Consider the following 18,200-nt stretch of genomic DNA (forward strand, 5'->3'; position numbering starts at 1 on the left):
GAAGCTGAACGCGCGGCTCGGACGTCACCGGGTCGACAGAGAACAAGGAGTCATGGACATGACCGTCAGCGTCACACCGCACCTGAACCTCCGCGGCGATGCCCGCCGGGCACTGGAGTTCTACCGAACCGTGTTCGGCGGCGAACTGACCATCGCCAGCTACGCCGACATGGGCAACACCGACCCCGCCACCGCCGACCATGTCGCCTACGGCCAGGTCGTCGCCGAGAGCGGCTTCCGCATCATGGCCTACGACACCTACCCCCATCTGCCGTGGGATCGGGGGCGTGACCCGTTCTTCGTCTCGGTCCGCGGCACCGACCCCGCCGAACTCCAGAGCTACTGGGACACGCTGGTCGTTGGCGCCGAGGTGAACCAGCCCCTCGGGCCCGCGCAATGGGCACCGCTCTACGGCCAGCTCACCGACCGCTTCGCCATCACCTGGGTCCTCGACATCGCCGTGGCATATCCCGCGGCCTGACCCAGCACCGCAGCAGCGAGCTCCCGCCGACCGTGCCAGACTGGCAGCGTGAGCGGGTCGACGAAGAAACCCAGTGGGGCGCAACCGAACGAGAAGCCGAGGCGTGATCGCGGGGAGGTGATCGGCCACGGGCTGATGTGGCTGGCCAAATGGTCACTGTGCCTCGTGGCGATCGCGGCGGGAGCGTGGGTACTCGGCTATGTCGCGGCGGCACTGTGGGTGGTGCTGCTGCCCGTCGCCCTGGCGATAGTGGTGGCCACCATCCTGTGGCCACCGGCCCGCTGGCTGACCGAGCGCGGGTTCCCGCCCGCACTGGCCGCGTCGGTCACGCTGCTCGGGTTTCTCGCGCTGCTGACCGGGGTCGTCGCGTTGATCGTGCCCTCGGTGGCCGATCAGGCACCGCAACTCGCCGACAAGGCCACCGCCGGGATCAACCAGGTCCGCGACTGGGTCCAGGGACCGCCGTTGCGCATCCGCGACGAGCAACTCGATTCCGCGGTCGAGGCGATCGTAGGGCGCCTGCAGTCCAGCAGCGCCCAGATCGCCGATGGTGTTTTCACCGGTGTCAGTGCGGCGACCTCGGTCCTGGTCACCATCTTCATGGTCTTGGTCCTGGTCTTCTTCTACCTCAAGGACGGCCGCCGGCTGCTGCCCTGGATGCACTCCGTGTTCGGTAGCCGCAGCGGCCGCCACGTGGAAGCCGTCCTGGAACGGGTCTGGGCCACCCTGGGCGGCTTCATCCGCACGCAGGCGATCGTCAGCATGTTCAACGCCGTCTTGATCGGCGCGTCGCTGTTCATCCTCGATGTCCCGCTGGCGCTGGTGCTGGCGGTGATCACCTTCATCGGCGGATTCGTCCCGATCGTCGGAGCTTTTGTCGCCGGTGCGCTCGCCGTCCTCGTCGCGCTGGTCGGCAACGGGTTCACCACGGCGCTGATCGTGCTCGGCGTCGTCATCGCGGTGCAGCAGCTGGAAGGCAATGTGCTGCAACCGGTCCTGCAGAGCCGCAGCATGGAACTCCATGCCGTCGTCGTCCTGCTCGCGGTCACCGGTGGTGCGTCGCTCTACGGCATCACCGGCGCGTTCCTTGCGGTGCCGGTGGTCGCGATGGTCGCGGTGGTCATCCGCTACATCGGCGAACAGATCGACGCGGCCACCGAACCACCACCGGAGGAAGGCGATCCAGCGGACGCCGACGAGGTCGAGGCAGCCCCGCCTGCACCTGTCACCGGCACCTGAACAACGAGTGACCACACCGCCTTCTCCCGTGAGGCGGCATCACAGGACAAATCGCGCAGCATCAGTCGCGGCGGAAATCGGCTCTCGCAGCGGTGACTTCGCCGCGTCTACTGACCTCCCCGAACGGCGCCGGAGCCCGGTGTAGTCTGCGTCGGGGTTTCTGAAGCGTGTTTGTCCTGCCGATGCTGTGCTCACCGGAAGGGGATCCCTGGATGCCGAGTGACCGATTGTGTCGCTTCGCCCGGGTAGAACGTGAAACACCTTATGCGGCTTTCGATGTCGATGTGGCCGTGCGTGCCTACGACCGGTACCTGGCCGCACTGGCAGGCCGGGGTCGGGTGCAGTTCGCCGTCAAGGCACGACCGGAACCACAGCTGCTCGAGGCGCTCGTGCGGCGGGGAGCGGGTCTGGATGTCGCGTCCACCAGCGAAATACGGACGGCGCTGGCGGCGGGGTGTCCCCCGGAGCTCCTCTCGCACAGCAACGTGTTCCGGACCGAACGTGAGATCGGCGAGGCATTCGAGCTCGGCGTGCGGGTGTTCTGCGCCGACTCGGCGGCCGAGCTCGCCCGGTTGAGTCACTCGGCATCCGGTGCGTCGGTGATCCTGCGACTGACCAGCGCACGGGCCGGGTCGGAGCTGCCGACGAGCGCTCGCTTCGGCTGCCCCGCCACCGAAGCCGTGGCACTGGCACAGATGGCGGAGGCGATCGGGCTGGATGTGGCGGGGCTGACCTGGCATGTGGGTACCCAGCAGACCGATCCGACGCGGTGGCGAACGGCGATCGAACAGGCCGCATCGGTGTGGTCGGCGATCCACCGGACCGGGGTGACCACTGTGCGCGTGCTGAATGTCGGCGGCGGAGTGCCTGCGCGCTATCGTCGCGCTGTCCCGACGATGGAAACGTGTACCGCGACGATTCTCACCGCGATCGATGACAACTTCGGCCCGGGCGAGCTGGATGTGGTGGTCGAGCCGGGACGCAGTCTGGTCGCCGAGGCCGGAATCACGGTGGCGCGAGTGAAGTCGGTGCTCGACCGTGGTGGCGAGGTCGCTGTCGTGCTCGATGCCGGGATCTGGAATGCGGGGTTGGTCGAGTGCCTGCTCAGCGACGTGGAGTATCCCGTCCACGCCCTCGATCATGCTGTGGACGCGCCGAGGCGTCCGGTGCGATTGTGCGGGCCGACCTGTGATCCGCTCGACGAACTCCGGGTGCTGACCCCCTATCGCCTGCCGGTGGCTCTTGCACCGGGTGACCGGGTGCTGATCGGCTCGACGGGCGCGTACTGCGCGAGCACGACCGCCAGTGACTTCTGTGGCTATCCGCCACTGCCGAACCATGTGCTGTCCGCCCGAGCGATGGAGGTCAGCTGGTGACGCACGCGCTGCCGACAGGATTCGAGCAGCTCGAGCCGATCCCCGAAGACCGTTACGCCGAGTGGCTGAATTGCTGGCTGACCGCGCTCGCCGAACCGCTCGGCACGGACCCGGCGGTGCTCGAGTTCTACCGCCGGACCTACCCGGCGGAGCGCGGGCTGGCCATCGCGGATGCCGACGGCATTGTGGCGACCAATATTTCACTCGACACCCAGCTCGTGCTGCCCGGCGGCGCCCGGGTTCCGGCTGTCATCGGAACGGGCGGGTTCTGTCATCCGACGCAGACCCGACGCGGTCTGATGAGCCGGCTGCTGGACCGGATCTACGAGCGAGCCGTCGACGAGGGCAAGGTGGCCTGCGCCGACTGGCCGTCGGAATGGCCGATCTATCGCCGGTTCGGGCACGGGCCGGCCGCCTGGTATGACGCGGTCCGCATCGATGTCCGCCGAGCCGGGCTTCGAGATGAGGTACCGGGAGCGGGAATCCGGCTTCGCCGGGTCGGCGGCATCGATGCCCGCGATGCCGCCCGTGATGTCTTCACCCGCCGGTCGCACACGGCGCCGGGCGAACTGATCCCGCCGGACGGGTTCTGGGACCGGTTCGTCACCGATCCCGCCTCGTCGGCGCTGGACGCGCTGTGCACGCTTGACGACCCCGGAGGTGGGGTGCGGCAGTGTGCCGTACTCGACGGACGCGGGTTCGTCTCGTATCGCATCGCGCCGGGCTGGTCCACCGAGAAGGCCCCGGACGGCGTCGTGCACGTGGTGGACTTCCTCGCGGTGGACCCGGAGGCGGCGGGTGCGCTGTGGCGTTTCCTGTTCTCGATCGACATGGTGGCCGAGATCCGGGTACCACGGCTGCCCGTGGACGATCCGCTGCGCTGGTGGGTCACCGATGCCCGCTGGTTGCACAGCCGCCGTCGCGATGGAATGTGGTTGCGGCTGTTGGACATTCCGGCGATGCTGACGGCCCGATCCTGGGCTGGTGACGGCACCGTGACCGTGGGCGTGCACGATGCGCGAGGCTGGGCCGCGGGCACCTATCACCTCGAGGTCGACAAGGGCGTCGGCGTGTGCCACCGCACGACGACCGAGCCGGACCTGGAACTCGAGGTGTCGGCCATGGGCGCGATCGTGCTGGGTGGGACGTCGGCGGCCGGTCTTTTCCGGGCCGGGGAGATTCGCGGCGACTCCGGCACGGTGCGGTTGTGGGATGCCATGGCCACCCCGGAACGCGCCCCCTTCCTGGCCTACGTGCTGTGATGACCCCGACTGTCGAGGAACGGGGCACCAGGGGGTTGTTCGCGTTGGTGACGGACTCGGGCCACCGTGACAGCACGATCGTCGAGCAGCTGACGGACAACACGGTCGCAGAACTCACCGCCGCGGGGGTCGTCGGCACCACACCGGTGGTGCTGTGCCTGCCCAATGAGGTGCGATGGGTGGCGGCCTACCTCGCACTCGCCCGGATCGGGGCGGTGAGCGTGCCGTTGAACGCGGGATCGGCGATCAACGAGATCGCGCAGGTGCTCGAGGACTCCGGTGCTCGCCTGGCCCTGGTCCCCGCGGCCATGGCCGCCGGACTGGCCGATCGGTTTCCGGATCGGCTGTTCTGGCCGGACGGTGTGGCGACGGGCGCCCGGATGTCGCCCGGACCGAATCTCCCGGACGAGGTGATGACGATCGCCTACACCTCCGGCACCACCGGACGGCCGAAAGGCGTCCTCCAGACCCGGCGGGCAGTCACCCTGGGTGGGCGAAACATCGCGGATCGGTTGTCCTTGAACTCCGGGGATGTCGTGCTCACGGCGCTGCCGCTCGCCCACTCCTACGCGACGAACGTGCTCAATGCCACCGTGTGGTCCGGCGCGACAGCAGTGGTGCTGCCCCGGTTCGACGAAACACACCTCGTCGCGACCGCTCGACGATGCGGTGCGACGGTGCTGGCCGGGGTGCCGACGATGTACCGGCGGCTGCTCGACCAGCCGAACGTGTCGTTGCCCCGGCTGCGGTGTGTGGTGTCGGCAGGGCAGAGCGCCGGGGCGGATCTGGCCACCCAGTGGGAGCGTTCGACGGGCACCGCGTTCGTCGAGGGCTGGGGAATGACCGAACTGGCCGGGTTCGCGGCCTTGGCGGCACCGGATCTGCCGGGCCGACACGGGACGGTGGGCACCGCCGTGTCCGGTGTACGAGTGCAGGTGGATACCGGTGCGCCGTTCGGCGACGCGCGCACAGGCGAGTTGTGCGTGGCCGGACCGCTGGTGACGCCGGGGCATCTCAACGCCGCGCGCCCGATCGCGGACGGTGCATGGCTGCGGACCGGTGACCTGGGCAGCATCGGCGCCGACGGGCTCGTGCGCATCCTGGGCCGCGCCAAGGATGTCGTGCTCAGTGGCGGGTTCAGTATCTACCCGGCCGAGGTCGAGCGCGTGCTCGCGCGGCACCCGGATGTCGAGGATGTCGCTGTCGCGGGGCTGCCCGACCCCGTGCGTGGAGAGATCACCTGCGCCTGGATCGTGCCGCGTGCCGGGGCGCGACTCACTGTCGCGCGGATCGTCGAATTCTGCCGACCGCACCTGGCCACCTACAAGATGCCGCGCCAGATCGTCGTGCTACCCGAATTGCCGCTCAGCGCCACCGGGAAGCTGTTGCGGCGGGACCTGCCGACGCCGCCAGCAGCCGGAGCGCCGGCGTGAAACACAGTGATGTGCTCGTCGCGGGCGGTGGTCCGGTGGGGTTGGCGGCGGCTCTGCTCTGTGCCGCGAGGGGTTTGGTGGTGACGGTGCTCGAGTCCGAATCCGAGACCGCGGTGCGGGCCGGGAGCCGGGCGATCTTCGTGCACGGCGTCACCCTGCGCACACTGGGCGGGGCCGACCCCGAGCTGGCACAACGTCTTGCGAACCGCGGTCTCACCTGGGGCGGAAAGCACACTCTCTGGGCGGGTCGGACGGTGTATCGCCGAAGCTATCCGCGCCCGCGCAGCGGGATGACGCCGCCATTCAGCAGCCTCTCGCAGCGCGACATCGAGGCGGAGCTGCGGCGCTCCTGTCTGGCCGCCGGGGTCCGGCTGGCCTGGCGTACCCCGGTCGAGACCGTCTCGGTACGCCCGGGGCATGTCGAAGTCGGCAGTGGGCATCGGGCGAGCTTCCTGATCGGCGCCGATGGTGCCCGGTCCACGGTGCGCACTGCCATCGGCGCCCGCCTGGCCGGAACACGCAGCGACGCTTCGTTCATCGTTGTCGACCTCGCCGACGATCCCCTCGGCCCGCCGGGCGAACGCGTGTTCCACTACCGGCATCCCGCGGCCGGGAACCGCCACGTGCTGACCGCGCCTTTCCGGGGCGGACTACGCGTGGACCTGCAATGCCGCGGTACCGATGACATCGCGGGACTGACCGCCGACCCCGCGTCCTGGGTTGCCCCGCTCGTGCCGGGCGGCGCAGCGGTCGAGGTCACCTGGGTGTCGCACTACCGATTCCATCAGTCGGTCGCCGACACGTTCATCGACGCCGGTCGACGGGTGCTGCTCGCCGGGGAGGCCGCGCATCTGTTCGCGCCCTTCGGCGCTCGCGGGCTCAACTCCGGCATCGCCGACGCGGCCGCCGCCGCCGAAGCCGTGGCCGGTGTCATCACCGGCACCGCCCCTCGGGACGACGCGGTCGGCCGGTACGACGCCGTCCGGCGCGCGGCGGCACTACGAAATCGGGAGGCCACGGCTCAGGCGCTGGACCAGCTGCTCGCCACGGACATGTCCACCCGCGCGCGGCAGCGGATCGCGGCGGCCGCGGCCCGCCATTCGGTGAGAGCCGGTGCGTGGCTGGACCGAATTCCCTACGGCCCCAGGGATGCCGGAATCCCCGGCAGCCCCTACTGACCAGGAGACGCATGGTGTCGCCGCTCAGCTCGGTGCCGATCCCGGTGTCGAATTTCGCCGACCCCACCACCCGGGCGCTACTGGCGTGTGACGGCTCGACCACGGTCCTGCTGGAAGCAGTGCTGCGGACGCCGGTGACCATCGATGTGCGCCAACAGTTCGAGCAGCGAGCCACCGCGCTCTCTCCTGAATTGTGTGGCGTGCTCGGGCTTTCGGACGGCCACCGGGTGCTGGTGCGCAGATCGGTCCTGCTCGCGCCCGGTGGGCGGCCGGTGTCGTGGAACCATGCGGTGGTCGTCGCCGCGGGCGGCAATCCGCTGTACCCGCTGTGCTTCGATCGGACCCGGCCACTCGGGACGGCGATGGCCGAGGCGGATATCTCGCATCGGCGGCGGGTGCTGTCCACCGGACATCACCGATGGCCCGATGGCGGGTCCGGTCCCGCTGCCGGCAAGTGCTATCTGATCTGTACAGACGGCACACCCCAGCTGCACCTGACCGAGGTGTACAGCCCGGAATCGTTCTCGGCCCACCTGAGTGTTCAACGTTCGGTTCCATCCCAGTAGACGACGAGAGGAACGATGTGATCATCACCCCCGTTACCGCCAATTACCGCCGTGGTGCGGCACGACTCGCTGCCGCCGCGGCGATCGCGCTCGCGGTCAGCGCCGGCTGGGCGCCGACGGCCTGGGCACAACCGATTCCCGACGACTCCGTCGAGGCCATCTGCGTCGCCCAGACCACCGAGGTGCCGAACCTCATCGGTGGTGGCGCCACCGCACAGGACACGATCACCTGCACCGACGCCGCAGGAATCCCCCTGATCTCTGGTCGTTCGGACTTGACGATCGACGGTTCCAGCTGTGGCGACAGCACGACGACGATCACCACGCGGTGGGACGACGGCACCCGGACTGTCACCGAGACCACCGGCCACATCTCCCCCGACGACCGGAAGCATGTCGCCACCGGCACTGTGACCTCCGACAGCACTCGCTTCGCCGACGCCACCGTCTCTGTGGCGGGCACCGGCGTCGAGCCGAGTTGTGACAACCCCTTCCAGCCTGCCGCCGCTGTCTACATCGTCACTTTCCACCACTGATCGAGTCCTTCCGGCATGCTCCCCTCAGGGTGTGCCGGAAGGCAGATCGAGCGACCGGGGCCACCGCGCCGGACCGTCGGTACGGCGTGGGTCAACGCAGCTGACCCATCCCCCCGAGCATCGAGACCGCTTCGCGGCGGGGATGGGGACGCCACTCTGTTGCACGCCAGTCGATCACCGAGGTGACACCGGGGGGCACCAGGTCGAATCCGTCGAAGAATCGGCGGAACTCGGCAGTCGAGCGCAGTTGGAACGGCACTCCGCTGCGCTGGTTGGCTTCGACGGCGGCGTCGAGGTCCTCGATGGACAGGTGGTCGCTGGTGGCGTGGGTCAGGGTGATGTAGCTTCCTGACGGCAGGGCGTCGCGCAGGGTGTGGATGACGTCGTAGGGGTACATCTCGTCGGTGAGAAAGTGCACCACCGCGCACAGCATCAGGGCGACCGGCTGGTCGAGGTCGAGGGTGCCGGTCAGGGCGGGGTGGTTCAGGATCGCGGCAGGCTCGCGCAGGTCGCCGTCGATGTAGGCGGTCGCGCCGCCCGGGGTGCTGTCGAGCAGCTCGCGGGCGTGGTAGAGCACGATCGGGTCGTTGTCGACGTAGACCACGCGCGATTCGGGGGCGATACGCTGCGCGAGTTCGTGCACATTGCCCGCGGTCGGCAGTCCGGTGCCGATGTCGAGGAACTGGCGGATGCCCGCCGTCGCGGTCAGGTACTCGACCGCGCGGCGCAGGAACCGGCGGTTCTCCAGCACCGCGAAGTGGATCGAGGGGAACGCCGCGGCGACCGCATCGGCCGAGCGGCGGTCCGCCTCGAAATTGGCGCTGCCGCCCAGCCAGTAGTCATAGCGGCGCGCCGGATGCGGCCGCGTGACATCCACCCGGTCGGCCGCGGATTCGAAATCCAAGGCGCCATGCCCTCCTGTCTCGACTACCGTCGATTCCATCAGCCCGAATACGAGACCCGGTGGCGGCGTTCGCGTTTCGCGCCGCCGCGAAAGGCACGGCCATGCTCCTGCAATACAGCCCCTATGACTTCGACGTCCACGCCGATCCCTACCCGTACTATGCCAGGTTGCGGACCGAATCCCCTGTCTACCGCAATGACACCGACGACTTCTGGGCGCTGTCGCGGTACGCCGACGTGCGCGCGGCACTGCGCGACTCGGACCGTTACTCCAGCGCCAACGGGCTGCGCATGGAACCGGCGTTCTGGGGACCGCAGGCCGAGAAGTTCTTCTCCTTCGTCGCCATGGACCCACCCAAGCACACCCGGATGCGGGAACTGGTCGTCCGCGCGTTCACCCAGCGCCGGGTGCAGACCCTCGAACCGCGACTACGCGAGATCGCCCGGGCGACGCTGAAGCCGCTGCTCGAACAGGGCAGTTTCGACCTGATCGCCGACTTCGCGGGTCCGTATCCGACCGATGTGATCTCCGAACTGGTCGGCGTGCCGGAGTCCGATCGGGGGCTGCTGCGCAAGCTGGGCATGGAGATCATGTACACCGACGCGGAATCGACCGATCTGCGGCCCGAGGCGATGCAGGCGATCGGCGCGCTGGTCGGCTATTACACCGAGCTGACCGTCGCCCGAGCCCAGCACCGGACCGGCGATCTGCTCTCGGCCCTGCTCGATGCCGCCGACGGCGACGACCGGCTCACCCCGGAGGAGATCGTCGGGGTGCTGATCCTGCTGGTCGGCGCCGGCATCGAGACGGTCATGCTGACGCTGGGCAATGCCTGGCACAGCGCCGCCCTGCACCCGGACCAGCGCCGCGTGGCCTTCGGCGGCCGGATCGACGACTGGATCGCCGAGTCCATGCGCTACGACCCGGCCACCCAGTCGCAACTGCGCACCACGACCGCGCCGATCGAGCTCCACGATGTGCGGATCCCTGCGGGTGCGCGGATCCTGCTGCTCACCGGCTCGGCCCACCGCGACGAATCGGTCTTCGCCGATCCCGACGTCTTCGACCTGGACCGTGACACCTCCGCCGCGTTGTCCTTCGGCACCGGCCGCCACCACTGCCTGGGCGCGAACCTGGCCCAGCTGGAGCTGCGCGTGGCGTTGCAGGAGATCGTCGCGGCGGTGGCCGACTACGACATCGAACCGGCGGGGCTGGTGCGGATCCATTCGTCCAACAACCGGGGGTTCGCCGCGCTGCCGACGACGGTCACCCTGCGCTGACTCGACACCAGGTGTAGCCGAGGGGACGAGATCGTCGCCGGGTACCGTTGGGCGGTGAATCCAGCTGACGCGCGAGCGCTCAAAGACGGCGATCTCGAAACCCGCGAGGACGCTCTGCGGCTTCTGCTCGAGCGCGCGGGCGACGGCGACACCTCGGCTGCGGAAGCACTGCGCGCGCTCGTGCGCGACTATCCCGACCACCACCGCTCGCTGTACAGCCGGGCGTTGAACCGGGCGGCCGTCTTCGGCGACGACACGCTGAAGGCTCCGCTGCTCGCGGCGCTGGCCGATACTCGATACAACTGCCAGGCCTGGGCCGCGATGGGGTGCGCGGCGCTCGGTTTCGGCGAGGCGGTTCCGGGGTTGGTCGCGATGCTGGATCACTCGCAGGAGATCGCGCGCGAGCAAGCGGTGATCGCGCTGGGCACACTCGGCGACGAGTCCGTCGTCGCGGCGCTCGCACCGCTGCTGCGGGACACGAACACCGGGATACGCGAGCGGACCGCCGAAGCCCTGGGCGAGATCGGTGGCGACCGGGCTCTCGCCGCCCTGTGGGACGAATTCGAGAACCGCCGCTACTACCGCATCGGCTATATCGCCAGCGCACTGTCCACCTTCACCCCGACCATCATCACGCGACTGTGCGAGGCCGCCGACAGCGACGACCCGGACCAGCGATACTGGGCGGCGGTAGCGCTCGGATCGACCGGTGACGATCGCGCCGTGCCGACGCTGGAACGTCTCCTGGCGCACGACCGGGGATCGACCGTCTTCGATGGCATGGTGAGCGTCGCCGCCAAGAAGGGCCTGCGCACCCTTCGACGAATCCAAGCCGCCATCGCCGCGCGCGAATCCCGTTGAGCTCGCAGCCGATCGGGCCCGAGATCCCCGATCGACTGGTGAGGCGACCACGGTCCGGGTGTCAGGTCGGTCCCGCACGGACGACATCTGTCGTTTCGGACTGACACACCGCGCCCGCGGTACACCGCCGCCCACCGCCCGGTGCGTCCGTGCTCGGTAGGGTTCGCCTGTGTCGAAGGGGAATTTGCCGACCGGACCCGGGATGTCGGTGCGTTGGTCGGTGGCGGGGCTGCTGCTGGCGTCGATCGTCGCGATCGTGGTGGGGCGGGTCTGGCTGGTGGACTACGCGAGTGAGCTGACCGGGGCGGTCCGGCCGGGGTGGCGTTCGCGGCCTGTGGTCGAGGCGTCGATGATCGCGCAGATGCTGCTGCCGTGGGCAGGCGCGGCAGTGGTGGGGTTCGCGCTGCTGTGGCGCAGTCCGCAACTGTGGGCACGGATCTCGCTGGTGGCGACGGTGCCGACGGGGCTGATCACCGCCCTGCCGCCGTTCGGCGCGCAGTACCTGCACGGCGCCAAGCGGGTGGCGGTCTCGGGTGCGCCGGTGTGGAGCGTCCTGACGGTCGTGGCGGGGTTTGCGCTCGCCGTCGCGGCGGGCCGGGTGTTGACCCGGCCGCTCGCCTTCGACGTCGCGAAGTCCGGTGTGCGACTGCGGTTTCGGTTGCGCGGCAATGGCGCCCGGCTGCTCGTGGCCGAGGATCGGGTGCGGTTGCTGCGGCCTCGAGTGGTCGATCCCGCGCACCAGCGAGTCCGGGAACTGAACGCCTTGGCGATTCCGCTGGCGCGCGTGGAATCGGTCAGCTCCGTTCACCTCTGCGGTGTGCCCGAATTCCATCGACTGCCCAATGGCACCGCCGTGGCGCTCACGGAGGGGCCGGGGTTGCGGATCACCGGTGCGGGCCAGGAGTGGGTGCTTCCGGTCGAGGATGCCGAGTCGGTCGCGCAATTGTTGCGCGCTCGGACGCACACCCGCACCGGGGATGCGGGCCCTGCTCCGACCACAGCACAATGGCAACAGGCCATGCACCGCAGGGAGGCCATCCGCCGATCGGGTTCCGGCAAGGGCAGTCAGGCACCGCGCTATTACGGACTCGGTGTCGCGCTGTTCGGCGCGTTGACCGTGGCCTCGTTCGTGGCCAATGACGGGTGGTTCGGAAAGCTGGCGGGCGCAACGGTATTCGGCCTCGCGGCGCTGGGCTGTTCGGTGGGGTGGCGGTCCGCGCGGGACGCGGTGCGCGTGGGCGAGGAGTGGCCCGAACCGCCGATCCAGGACCGTATCGACTGAATCGCACCAGCCGGTGGGATCGCCGCACGCGCATGTCGCGGTCCGGTTGACCCAGGCGAGTCCGAGGCAGCCGCCACAGCGCCTCGCCGCCGCTGGAACGGTCCGGGCGCGCCGTCGAGCAGCATGCGTTCGCAGTCCAGGAGGAAGGCTGCCATGAGCGGCGACAGCGACGCGGGCGCGGTGGGCGCGAACGCGATCCGATGACGGCGGGTGGCCACGACGAACTCGGCGCAGCGCACCCCGGCAGTGGTGGTGACCGCCCACCGAGAGTCGCGCACGGAAACACTCGCGATCACGGCGAACGGAGCGTCGGCGCCGTCGAATACGGTGAAGCTCAACCGTTTTCCACCGTCATGCCGAACCTGGATGCGTCCCGCCGAACCGCCTGCCGGATGGTCCAGCCGCAGGGCACCCGCGCCACTGTGCACCGGGTATGCCGCGCCCGTGTCGGCCGCCCGCACCGCGTCGAGCCGTCGGCCCACGCGTTGAGCCGACCACACTCGCGTTCCACTCCGGTTCCTCACCTCATGCTTGTCGACGCGCCACAGGACCGCGTCGTCGGCAGCGGCATCGGCCAGCTCGGCGGAACGGCGGCGCGCACGCAGGGATATCAGTGCCATGGCCAGCAGCGAGCCGATCACCGCCACGTCCGCAACCGCTGCGAAGAACACGCGGGGCCCCCACCCGGCGACGATGTCCCGGTAGGCCTCGCCGAACGGGCCGATCCGGATCGCGATCCGTTCGCCGACCCTTCCGCCACCGGCGCTGCGAATGCCGTCCTGCCGGAGTTCGCCGTCCGATGTCGTCCAGATCCCCTCGCACGTACGATGTTTGGCGCCGAGCGTGCACTCGATGATGCGCGCCTCGGTCCGATGCCCAGCGGTGAACGCCCATACCGCCGGGGCCGCGAATCCATTGGCCACGAGCAGCACGACCCCGATCAGCCCGATTGCCAGAACTCTCCTGGAGTGCATCCCCCTCCTCGCTGGCCGGCACCCTTCCGCCACAGCGCGCGCCGCCGAGGCCACCCTACTTCGCGTCGTGGGCCATCGGCGACTACGGGGACAGCCGCAAGACGTCACGTCAAGAGGATCCGCCAGTGGCCTGCGCCTGCGCGCAGGCAAGGCCCCGACAACTCCTTGGTCGGCACCGACTCGCGGTCGAGGGCCGCCGGCTCGTCCGTAGGGCGGGTGGGGTCGAACCGGTAGCGGTAGGTGATGGGGATGGCCAGGAGAAGCAGGATGGCGGCGAGAACGACCAGGACACCGCCACCGGACACGGCGATGGCGCCCACCAGCGCCGCGGTGATCCCGTGGGAGAAGTCGCCGAGTCGTTGGCCGCCCGCGACCGTGACGTTGAACAGGCTTGGAGCCGGCCGCGGACATCGTCGGTGGCGATCTGCTGAATCATGGTGGAGGTCGCCCACTCCGGCTATCGCGAGGAAGAAGACCGCTAGGACGAGCCCCCCCCCCCCGCTGCCGAGCAGGGCACTGAGCCCGAATCCGGTGATGCCGACGCCCCAGATGACGACGCCGACGATCATCGCCCCCCTCGCCGGGCCCGCGTGGAAGCTCTTTTCCGCCGTCTCCGGGAACAGGGCCCGCGGCAGACCTGCGACCATCGCGATCAGGTCGATCACGAACACCGCCATGATCAGGCGATGGGACGAGACGTAGACCAAGCCGAACCAGATCTCCTCAACACCGAGATCGTCGACATCACCGGTGAGGCGGGTCGCGCCGCGGGCTCGTTCTACAACGACTTCGAGAGCAAGGAGGAGGTCCTGGCCGCGCTCGCGGTCGACATCGGTGCCGACGCCGACGAGATCGCCGGTGCTTCGCGGAGTCGATGACCCGACCCGAGCGCGGTGTCGATCCACGACTCGACCCGCGCCCACGCCCACGTGACCGTCTTCTGGCACGCCTACGCCGCCCATCGCGACGTGTTCGCCGCGATCGAGCAGGCCACGCTCGCCAATCCCGCGTTCGCCGAACGGATGCGGGCCTTCCGCGCAGAACAGATGCAGCCGTGGATCGAATGGCTCACCGACCTGGCCACCCGTGGTGCGCGGCTGCCCGCCGAGACGATGATCCAGTCCTGGCACGGTGATCCTGACGTGGGGATCGACAACCTGACCGACTTCGTCGCGGCCGGGCTCGGCCCGTGACGTCGTCCTCGGCCTGACCAGGGCCATCCCCCTCGAGAGCTATCCGTAAGACCACCCTCGAGCGGGATGGCATCGCGGTGACGGCGTCCTACCGTCGACATGTGATCGAAGCACGAGATCTGACCAAGTATTACGGCAGCACCCGGGCCGTCGAAGAGCTCACGTTCACCGTGCGGCCCGGTCGGGTCACCGGCTTCCTCGGACCGAACGGCTCGGGCAAGACCACCACGATGCGACTCGCGCTGGGGCTCGACACTCCGTCGGGCGGCCAGATCAGTGTGGCCGGTCGGCGATACCGTGATCTGGTGCGGCCACTCCACACGATCGGCGCGTTGCTCGACGCGGGCGACGTTCTGCCGACCCGCTCGGCCACCGCGCATCTGGCCTTCCTCGCGGCGAGCAACGGCATCTCCCACCGACGAGTCGACGAGGTACTCGCCATGGTCGGGCTCGCCAACGTCGCCGGTACCCCCGTCAAGGGATTCTCTCTCGGAATGCGACAGCGGCTCGGAATCGCCGCGGCCATCCTCGGCGACCCGGAGATCCTGATCCTGGACGAGCCGGTCAATGGACTCGACACCGAGGGCATCCGCTGGATCCGCACCATGTTGCGCGCCATGGCCGATGAAGGTCGAACGATCCTGCTCTCCAGTCATCTGATGAGCGAAACCCAGCTGGTCGCCGATCATCTTCTCGTCATCGGTGAGGGCCGGCTACTCGCGGACGAATCGACCGAGCAGTTCATCGAGAGCCGGACCGAACCGGTCGTCCGGATCAGGGGTGCCACGCTGTCCCCCTTGCTGGACGAACTGGGCCCGGATACCGAGATCCGCGGCGACACCGCCACGGTGCGCGGTATCCGCTCCCGCGAGATCAGCCGCCTCGCCATGGCATCCGGCGTCGTGCTCGACGAGCTCACACCGATCCACGAATCCGTCGAGGAGGTCTTCACCCGCCTCGTCGCCGACCACCAACAGTTCGGTCATCGCGAGCCGGCCGCGTCCCACCTCGACAGAACCGCACCGAAGGACACCGTCGCATGACCTCCCTGACAGATGCCCGCACCGGAGCAGACGACCTCCGCAATCAGCTCCGGTCCGAGATCATCAAGATTCGCTCGGCGCGCTCCTTGACATTGCTGCCGATCGTCGCCGTCATCCTCGGCCCGGTGGCGGCCGTGTTCGTCGGTTTGACCGGCAGTCTCGAAGCAGATGACACCGTGCTCGGTGGGGCCCTCACCGCGGTCCCCCTGTCACTGGCGGTCGTCGCCGCGTGGGGTGCCATGGTCATCTCCACCGAGTTCACCTCAGGGACCATCCGGCCTGTGTTGGCGGCGACGCCACAGCGCGGCATGGTCTTGGCGGCCAAGGCGATCGTGGTGACACACGTCGCCACCGTGATCGGTCTGATCACGACCACGTCCGCGTATCTGGTCGGCAGCGCCACGATCGATGCCGGACGGTACGCGCCCGGGACGGCGCTGCCCGGCATGTTCGGCATCTACGCTTGTTTTCCGGCGGTAGCGTTGCTCGGGCTGGCGACCGGGGTGATGCTACGTAGTTCAGTGGGTGCGGTGGCCGTCGTCGGGACCCATATCTTGTTGCCGCAGCTCTCCTCGGCGCAGGCATTCGGCGATCTGCACAAGGTCGTGACGCTTTTCGCGCCGAGCGCGGTGGTGGCGAAACTGGCGCAGAGCTCGGATGGCGCAGCCGAGCTCATGGGATCGCTGGGCGGCTGGCCACGACTGGTGATCGTCATCGGTACCACGCTGATCGCCGTGCTCATCGCCCGGCGAATCCTGGAACGCGAGGACCTGTGAGCATCACGAAGACGGACCGTTGGCGCCTGCCCGCCCTGGTCGCCACGGCGGCGTTCGTCTTCGCCGTCGTCGGCCACACCCTGGTCTCGGACACCGATCTCGGCGGCCGGTCCGCGACCGCGTTGGCATTCTGTCAGGCCTTGGCCATCGTCCTGCAGTTCCGGCTTCCGCTGCTCGGCTGGGCGATCAGTCTCGGCGCTGTCGTTTCCGCCGCCCTGCTCGTGGGTGAAACCCCCTGGGTGGACGCGATGTTCAACAGCTATCTGCTCGTCGTGGGCATTTTCGCGCTGCTGGTCCCGTGGCGCTGGACACTCGGCGTGCTCGCCGCCACCGCTGCCGCCGGTATCGCCCTCGTCGCCGCGGTGCCCGGGGGCGGGCTCGCCGACGTGGTCGCCACCACTCTGCTCACCGGCATCGTGCTGCTCGCCGGAGCCGCCCTGCGCGCTCTGTTCGAAGCCCGCCGCGACGCCATCTCCCAGACCAAGGAGTCCGAGCGACAACGACGGCGCAGTGCCCTGCTCGAGGAACGCACCCGGATCGCGCGAGAACTCCACGATGTGGTCGCGCACCACATGTCGGTGGTCGCGATCCAAGCCGAGTCCGCGCGATATCGGGTCGCCGACCCACCGCAGGACTTGATCGACAGCCTGACCGCCATCCGGACCAGTGCCGCGGCCGCGCTCGACGAGATGCGCCACATCCTCGGCGTGCTGCGCGCCGATCGGGAATCCCCGACCCAGCCACAACCGCAGCTCGAGGAGGTGGACGAACTCGTCGACCGCATTCGCCGCGCCGGCCGCGACGTCACCCTCACCAGGCACGGCGCCCCGGCGGCTCTGCCCTCCGGAATAACGGTGTCGGCGTACCGCATCGTGCAGGAAGCGCTGAGCAATGCGCTCCAGCATGCGCCCGGCTCCGCGATCTCCGTCGAATTGCACTATCGGGCCGACGAACTCGACATCGAGGTACACAACGGTCCGAGTTCGACCCCTGCCACTTCCAGCGGCGGCGGCCACGGGCTCCTCGGCATGCGTGAACGGGTCGCGCTCTGGGGCGGTCGATTCACGGCAGAACCGGAATCGGACGGTGGCTACCGAGTTCGCGCGGCACTGCCGTTGGAAGGACAAACGCCACCATGACCATTCGCGTAGTGATCGCCGACGACCAGGCACTCGTCCGCGACGGACTCGCGGTGCTGCTCGGTGCCCAACCCGGCATCGAGGTCGTCGGCGAGGCCGCCGACGGCGCGGCGGCACAACAACTCACCGCCGAGCTCGACCCCGACGTGGTCCTGATGGATATCCGCATGCCGGGTGTGGACGGGCTGGACGCGACCGCCCGCATAGTCGACTCCGGGAACCGGGCTCGGGTGATCGTGCTGACCACCTATGACCTCGACGAGTACGTTTTTCGCGCCTTGCGGGCGGGAGCGAGCGGATTCCTGCTCAAAGACACTCCCGCCGCGGCCCTGGCCGACGGCATCCGCACGGTCGCCCGGGGCGAGGCGATGCTGGCGCCCTCGGTGACCCGCAGACTGCTCGACGAATTCACCCGGCTCGGCGGTACCCGTCCCCGGCCCGACGACACGCGATTGCATCAGCTGACCGGTCGCGAAACACAGGTGCTCGAACTCATCGCCCGTGGCCGGTCCAACACCGAGATCGCCACCGACCTGGTCATCGCGGAGGAAACCGTGAAAACCCATGTCGGCCGCGTACTCGCCAAGCTCCAGCTGCGTGACCGTACCCAAGCCGCGATCTTCGCCTACGAAACCGGGCTCGTCACGCCGGGCTGACCCGAACCCCTACCGATCCGG

At 69.1% G+C, this 18,200-nt stretch carries 19 protein-coding genes; 17 read left to right on the forward strand and 2 right to left on the reverse strand.

The genetic code is table 11. The features are described 5' to 3' along the window. Positions 1 to 58: 58 nt before the first annotated feature. The 8 genes from BOX37_RS17525 (at position 59) to BOX37_RS17560 (ending at position 8,071) form a co-directional block, all read left to right on the forward strand. On the forward strand, positions 59 to 481 hold the full coding sequence (locus tag BOX37_RS17525; RefSeq protein ID WP_071931606.1) for a VOC family protein: 423 nt from the start codon (positions 59 to 61) through the stop codon (positions 479 to 481). Positions 482 to 616: 135 nt separating this feature from the next. Further along, positions 617 to 1,720 (forward strand): AI-2E family transporter, encoded by a 1,104-nt coding sequence (locus tag BOX37_RS17530; RefSeq protein ID WP_156910747.1) that lies wholly within the window; start codon positions 617 to 619, stop codon positions 1,718 to 1,720. 284 nt (positions 1,721 to 2,004) lie between these two features. Further along, positions 2,005 to 3,096 carry a type III PLP-dependent enzyme domain-containing protein gene (locus tag BOX37_RS17535; RefSeq protein WP_167659957.1) on the forward strand — a complete coding sequence of 364 codons (1,092 nt, stop codon included), beginning with the start codon at positions 2,005 to 2,007 and terminating at the stop codon, positions 3,094 to 3,096. Further along, positions 3,093 to 4,358 carry a GNAT family N-acetyltransferase gene (locus BOX37_RS17540; RefSeq protein ID WP_071928598.1) on the forward strand — a complete coding sequence of 422 codons (1,266 nt, stop codon included), beginning with the start codon at positions 3,093 to 3,095 and terminating at the stop codon, positions 4,356 to 4,358. Before BOX37_RS17535 ends, BOX37_RS17540 begins: the two co-directional genes overlap by 4 nt. Beyond that, positions 4,358 to 5,791 carry a class I adenylate-forming enzyme family protein gene (locus BOX37_RS17545; RefSeq protein WP_071928599.1) on the forward strand — a complete coding sequence of 478 codons (1,434 nt, stop codon included), beginning with the start codon at positions 4,358 to 4,360 and terminating at the stop codon, positions 5,789 to 5,791. Before BOX37_RS17540 ends, BOX37_RS17545 begins: the two co-directional genes overlap by 1 nt. Continuing rightward, complete coding sequence (locus BOX37_RS17550) at positions 5,788 to 6,969, forward strand: FAD-dependent monooxygenase (RefSeq protein ID WP_071928600.1); 1,182 nt, start codon at positions 5,788 to 5,790, stop codon at positions 6,967 to 6,969. Before BOX37_RS17545 ends, BOX37_RS17550 begins: the two co-directional genes overlap by 4 nt. Positions 6,970 to 6,980: 11 nt before the next feature. Then, positions 6,981 to 7,535, forward strand: coding sequence for a chorismate--pyruvate lyase family protein (locus BOX37_RS17555; RefSeq protein ID WP_071928601.1), 555 nt, complete (start codon positions 6,981 to 6,983; stop codon positions 7,533 to 7,535). Between the two features lie 17 nt (positions 7,536 to 7,552). Continuing rightward, positions 7,553 to 8,071: a hypothetical protein gene (locus BOX37_RS17560; RefSeq protein ID WP_071928602.1), complete on the forward strand. Its 519-nt coding sequence runs from the start codon at positions 7,553 to 7,555 to the stop codon at positions 8,069 to 8,071. Between the two features lie 91 nt (positions 8,072 to 8,162). Here BOX37_RS17560 and BOX37_RS17565 read toward each other — a convergent pair whose 3' ends face one another. Beyond that, positions 8,163 to 8,975, reverse strand: coding sequence for an SAM-dependent methyltransferase (locus BOX37_RS17565; protein ID WP_240504913.1), 813 nt, complete (start codon positions 8,973 to 8,975; stop codon positions 8,163 to 8,165). Positions 8,976 to 9,034: 59 nt separating this feature from the next. Here BOX37_RS17565 and BOX37_RS17570 point away from each other — a divergent pair, with 59 nt between their 5' ends. From BOX37_RS17570 to BOX37_RS17580, 3 genes are all read left to right on the forward strand, one after another. Then, the gene (locus BOX37_RS17570) at positions 9,035 to 10,255 is read left to right on the forward strand and encodes a cytochrome P450 (protein ID WP_240504914.1); all 1,221 of its coding nucleotides are present in this window, start codon (positions 9,035 to 9,037) and stop codon (positions 10,253 to 10,255) included. A gap of 54 nt (positions 10,256 to 10,309) precedes the next feature. Continuing rightward, positions 10,310 to 11,116, forward strand: a complete 807-nt coding sequence (locus tag BOX37_RS17575) for a HEAT repeat domain-containing protein (protein WP_071928604.1) — start codon at positions 10,310 to 10,312, stop codon at positions 11,114 to 11,116. A 169-nt stretch (positions 11,117 to 11,285) separates the two neighbouring features. Continuing rightward, positions 11,286 to 12,398: a hypothetical protein gene (locus tag BOX37_RS17580; RefSeq protein ID WP_156910441.1), complete on the forward strand. Its 1,113-nt coding sequence runs from the start codon at positions 11,286 to 11,288 to the stop codon at positions 12,396 to 12,398. A 1,078-nt stretch (positions 12,399 to 13,476) separates the two neighbouring features. Here the strand turns inward: BOX37_RS17580 and BOX37_RS17585 are convergent. Next, positions 13,477 to 14,049 (reverse strand): hypothetical protein, encoded by a 573-nt coding sequence (locus BOX37_RS17585; RefSeq protein WP_071928606.1) that lies wholly within the window; start codon positions 14,047 to 14,049, stop codon positions 13,477 to 13,479. Positions 14,050 to 14,058: 9 nt separating this feature from the next. Between BOX37_RS17585 and BOX37_RS17590 the strand changes: the two genes are divergently transcribed. From BOX37_RS17590 to BOX37_RS17615, 6 genes are all read left to right on the forward strand, one after another. Continuing rightward, a complete protein-coding gene (locus tag BOX37_RS17590) occupies positions 14,059 to 14,250 on the forward strand; it encodes a TetR family transcriptional regulator (protein ID WP_071928607.1) in 192 nt (63 codons plus the stop codon). A gap of 15 nt (positions 14,251 to 14,265) precedes the next feature. Continuing rightward, positions 14,266 to 14,565, forward strand: a complete 300-nt coding sequence (locus tag BOX37_RS17595; RefSeq protein ID WP_071928608.1) for a hypothetical protein — start codon at positions 14,266 to 14,268, stop codon at positions 14,563 to 14,565. A 101-nt stretch (positions 14,566 to 14,666) separates the two neighbouring features. Then, positions 14,667 to 15,608, forward strand: coding sequence for an ABC transporter ATP-binding protein (locus tag BOX37_RS17600; RefSeq protein WP_071928609.1), 942 nt, complete (start codon positions 14,667 to 14,669; stop codon positions 15,606 to 15,608). Next, on the forward strand, positions 15,605 to 16,384 hold the full coding sequence (locus BOX37_RS17605; RefSeq protein WP_071928610.1) for an ABC transporter permease subunit: 780 nt from the start codon (positions 15,605 to 15,607) through the stop codon (positions 16,382 to 16,384). Before BOX37_RS17600 ends, BOX37_RS17605 begins: the two co-directional genes overlap by 4 nt. Further along, positions 16,381 to 17,523 carry a sensor histidine kinase gene (locus BOX37_RS17610; RefSeq protein ID WP_071928611.1) on the forward strand — a complete coding sequence of 381 codons (1,143 nt, stop codon included), beginning with the start codon at positions 16,381 to 16,383 and terminating at the stop codon, positions 17,521 to 17,523. The genes BOX37_RS17605 and BOX37_RS17610 overlap by 4 nt, the downstream gene beginning before the upstream one ends. After that, entirely contained in the window at positions 17,520 to 18,179 is a 660-nt protein-coding gene (locus tag BOX37_RS17615; RefSeq protein WP_071928612.1) for a response regulator, read from the forward strand. The genes BOX37_RS17610 and BOX37_RS17615 overlap by 4 nt, the downstream gene beginning before the upstream one ends. Positions 18,180 to 18,200 lie beyond the last annotated feature (21 nt).

This window comes from Nocardia mangyaensis, from assembly GCF_001886715.1.
Lineage (GTDB): Bacteria > Actinomycetota > Actinomycetes > Mycobacteriales > Mycobacteriaceae > Nocardia > Nocardia mangyaensis.

Excerpts from the sequence above, each read along its gene's own strand:
- BOX37_RS17590 (WP_071928607.1), top strand. The coding sequence starts at position 14,059 with ATGGGACGAGACGTAGACCAAGCCGAACCAGATCTCCTCAACACCGAG.
- BOX37_RS17615 (WP_071928612.1), top strand. The coding sequence starts at position 17,520 with ATGACCATTCGCGTAGTGATCGCCGACGACCAGGCACTCGTCCGCGAC.
- BOX37_RS17555 (WP_071928601.1), top strand. The coding sequence starts at position 6,981 with ATGGTGTCGCCGCTCAGCTCGGTGCCGATCCCGGTGTCGAATTTCGCC.
- BOX37_RS17545 (WP_071928599.1), top strand. The coding sequence starts at position 4,358 with ATGACCCCGACTGTCGAGGAACGGGGCACCAGGGGGTTGTTCGCGTTG.
- BOX37_RS17530 (WP_156910747.1), top strand. The coding sequence starts at position 617 with ATGTGGCTGGCCAAATGGTCACTGTGCCTCGTGGCGATCGCGGCGGGA.
- BOX37_RS17585 (WP_071928606.1), bottom strand. The coding sequence starts at position 14,049 with ATGGCGGTGTTCGTGATCGACCTGATCGCGATGGTCGCAGGTCTGCCG.
- BOX37_RS17605 (WP_071928610.1), top strand. The coding sequence starts at position 15,605 with ATGACCTCCCTGACAGATGCCCGCACCGGAGCAGACGACCTCCGCAAT.
- BOX37_RS17525 (WP_071931606.1), top strand. The coding sequence starts at position 59 with ATGACCGTCAGCGTCACACCGCACCTGAACCTCCGCGGCGATGCCCGC.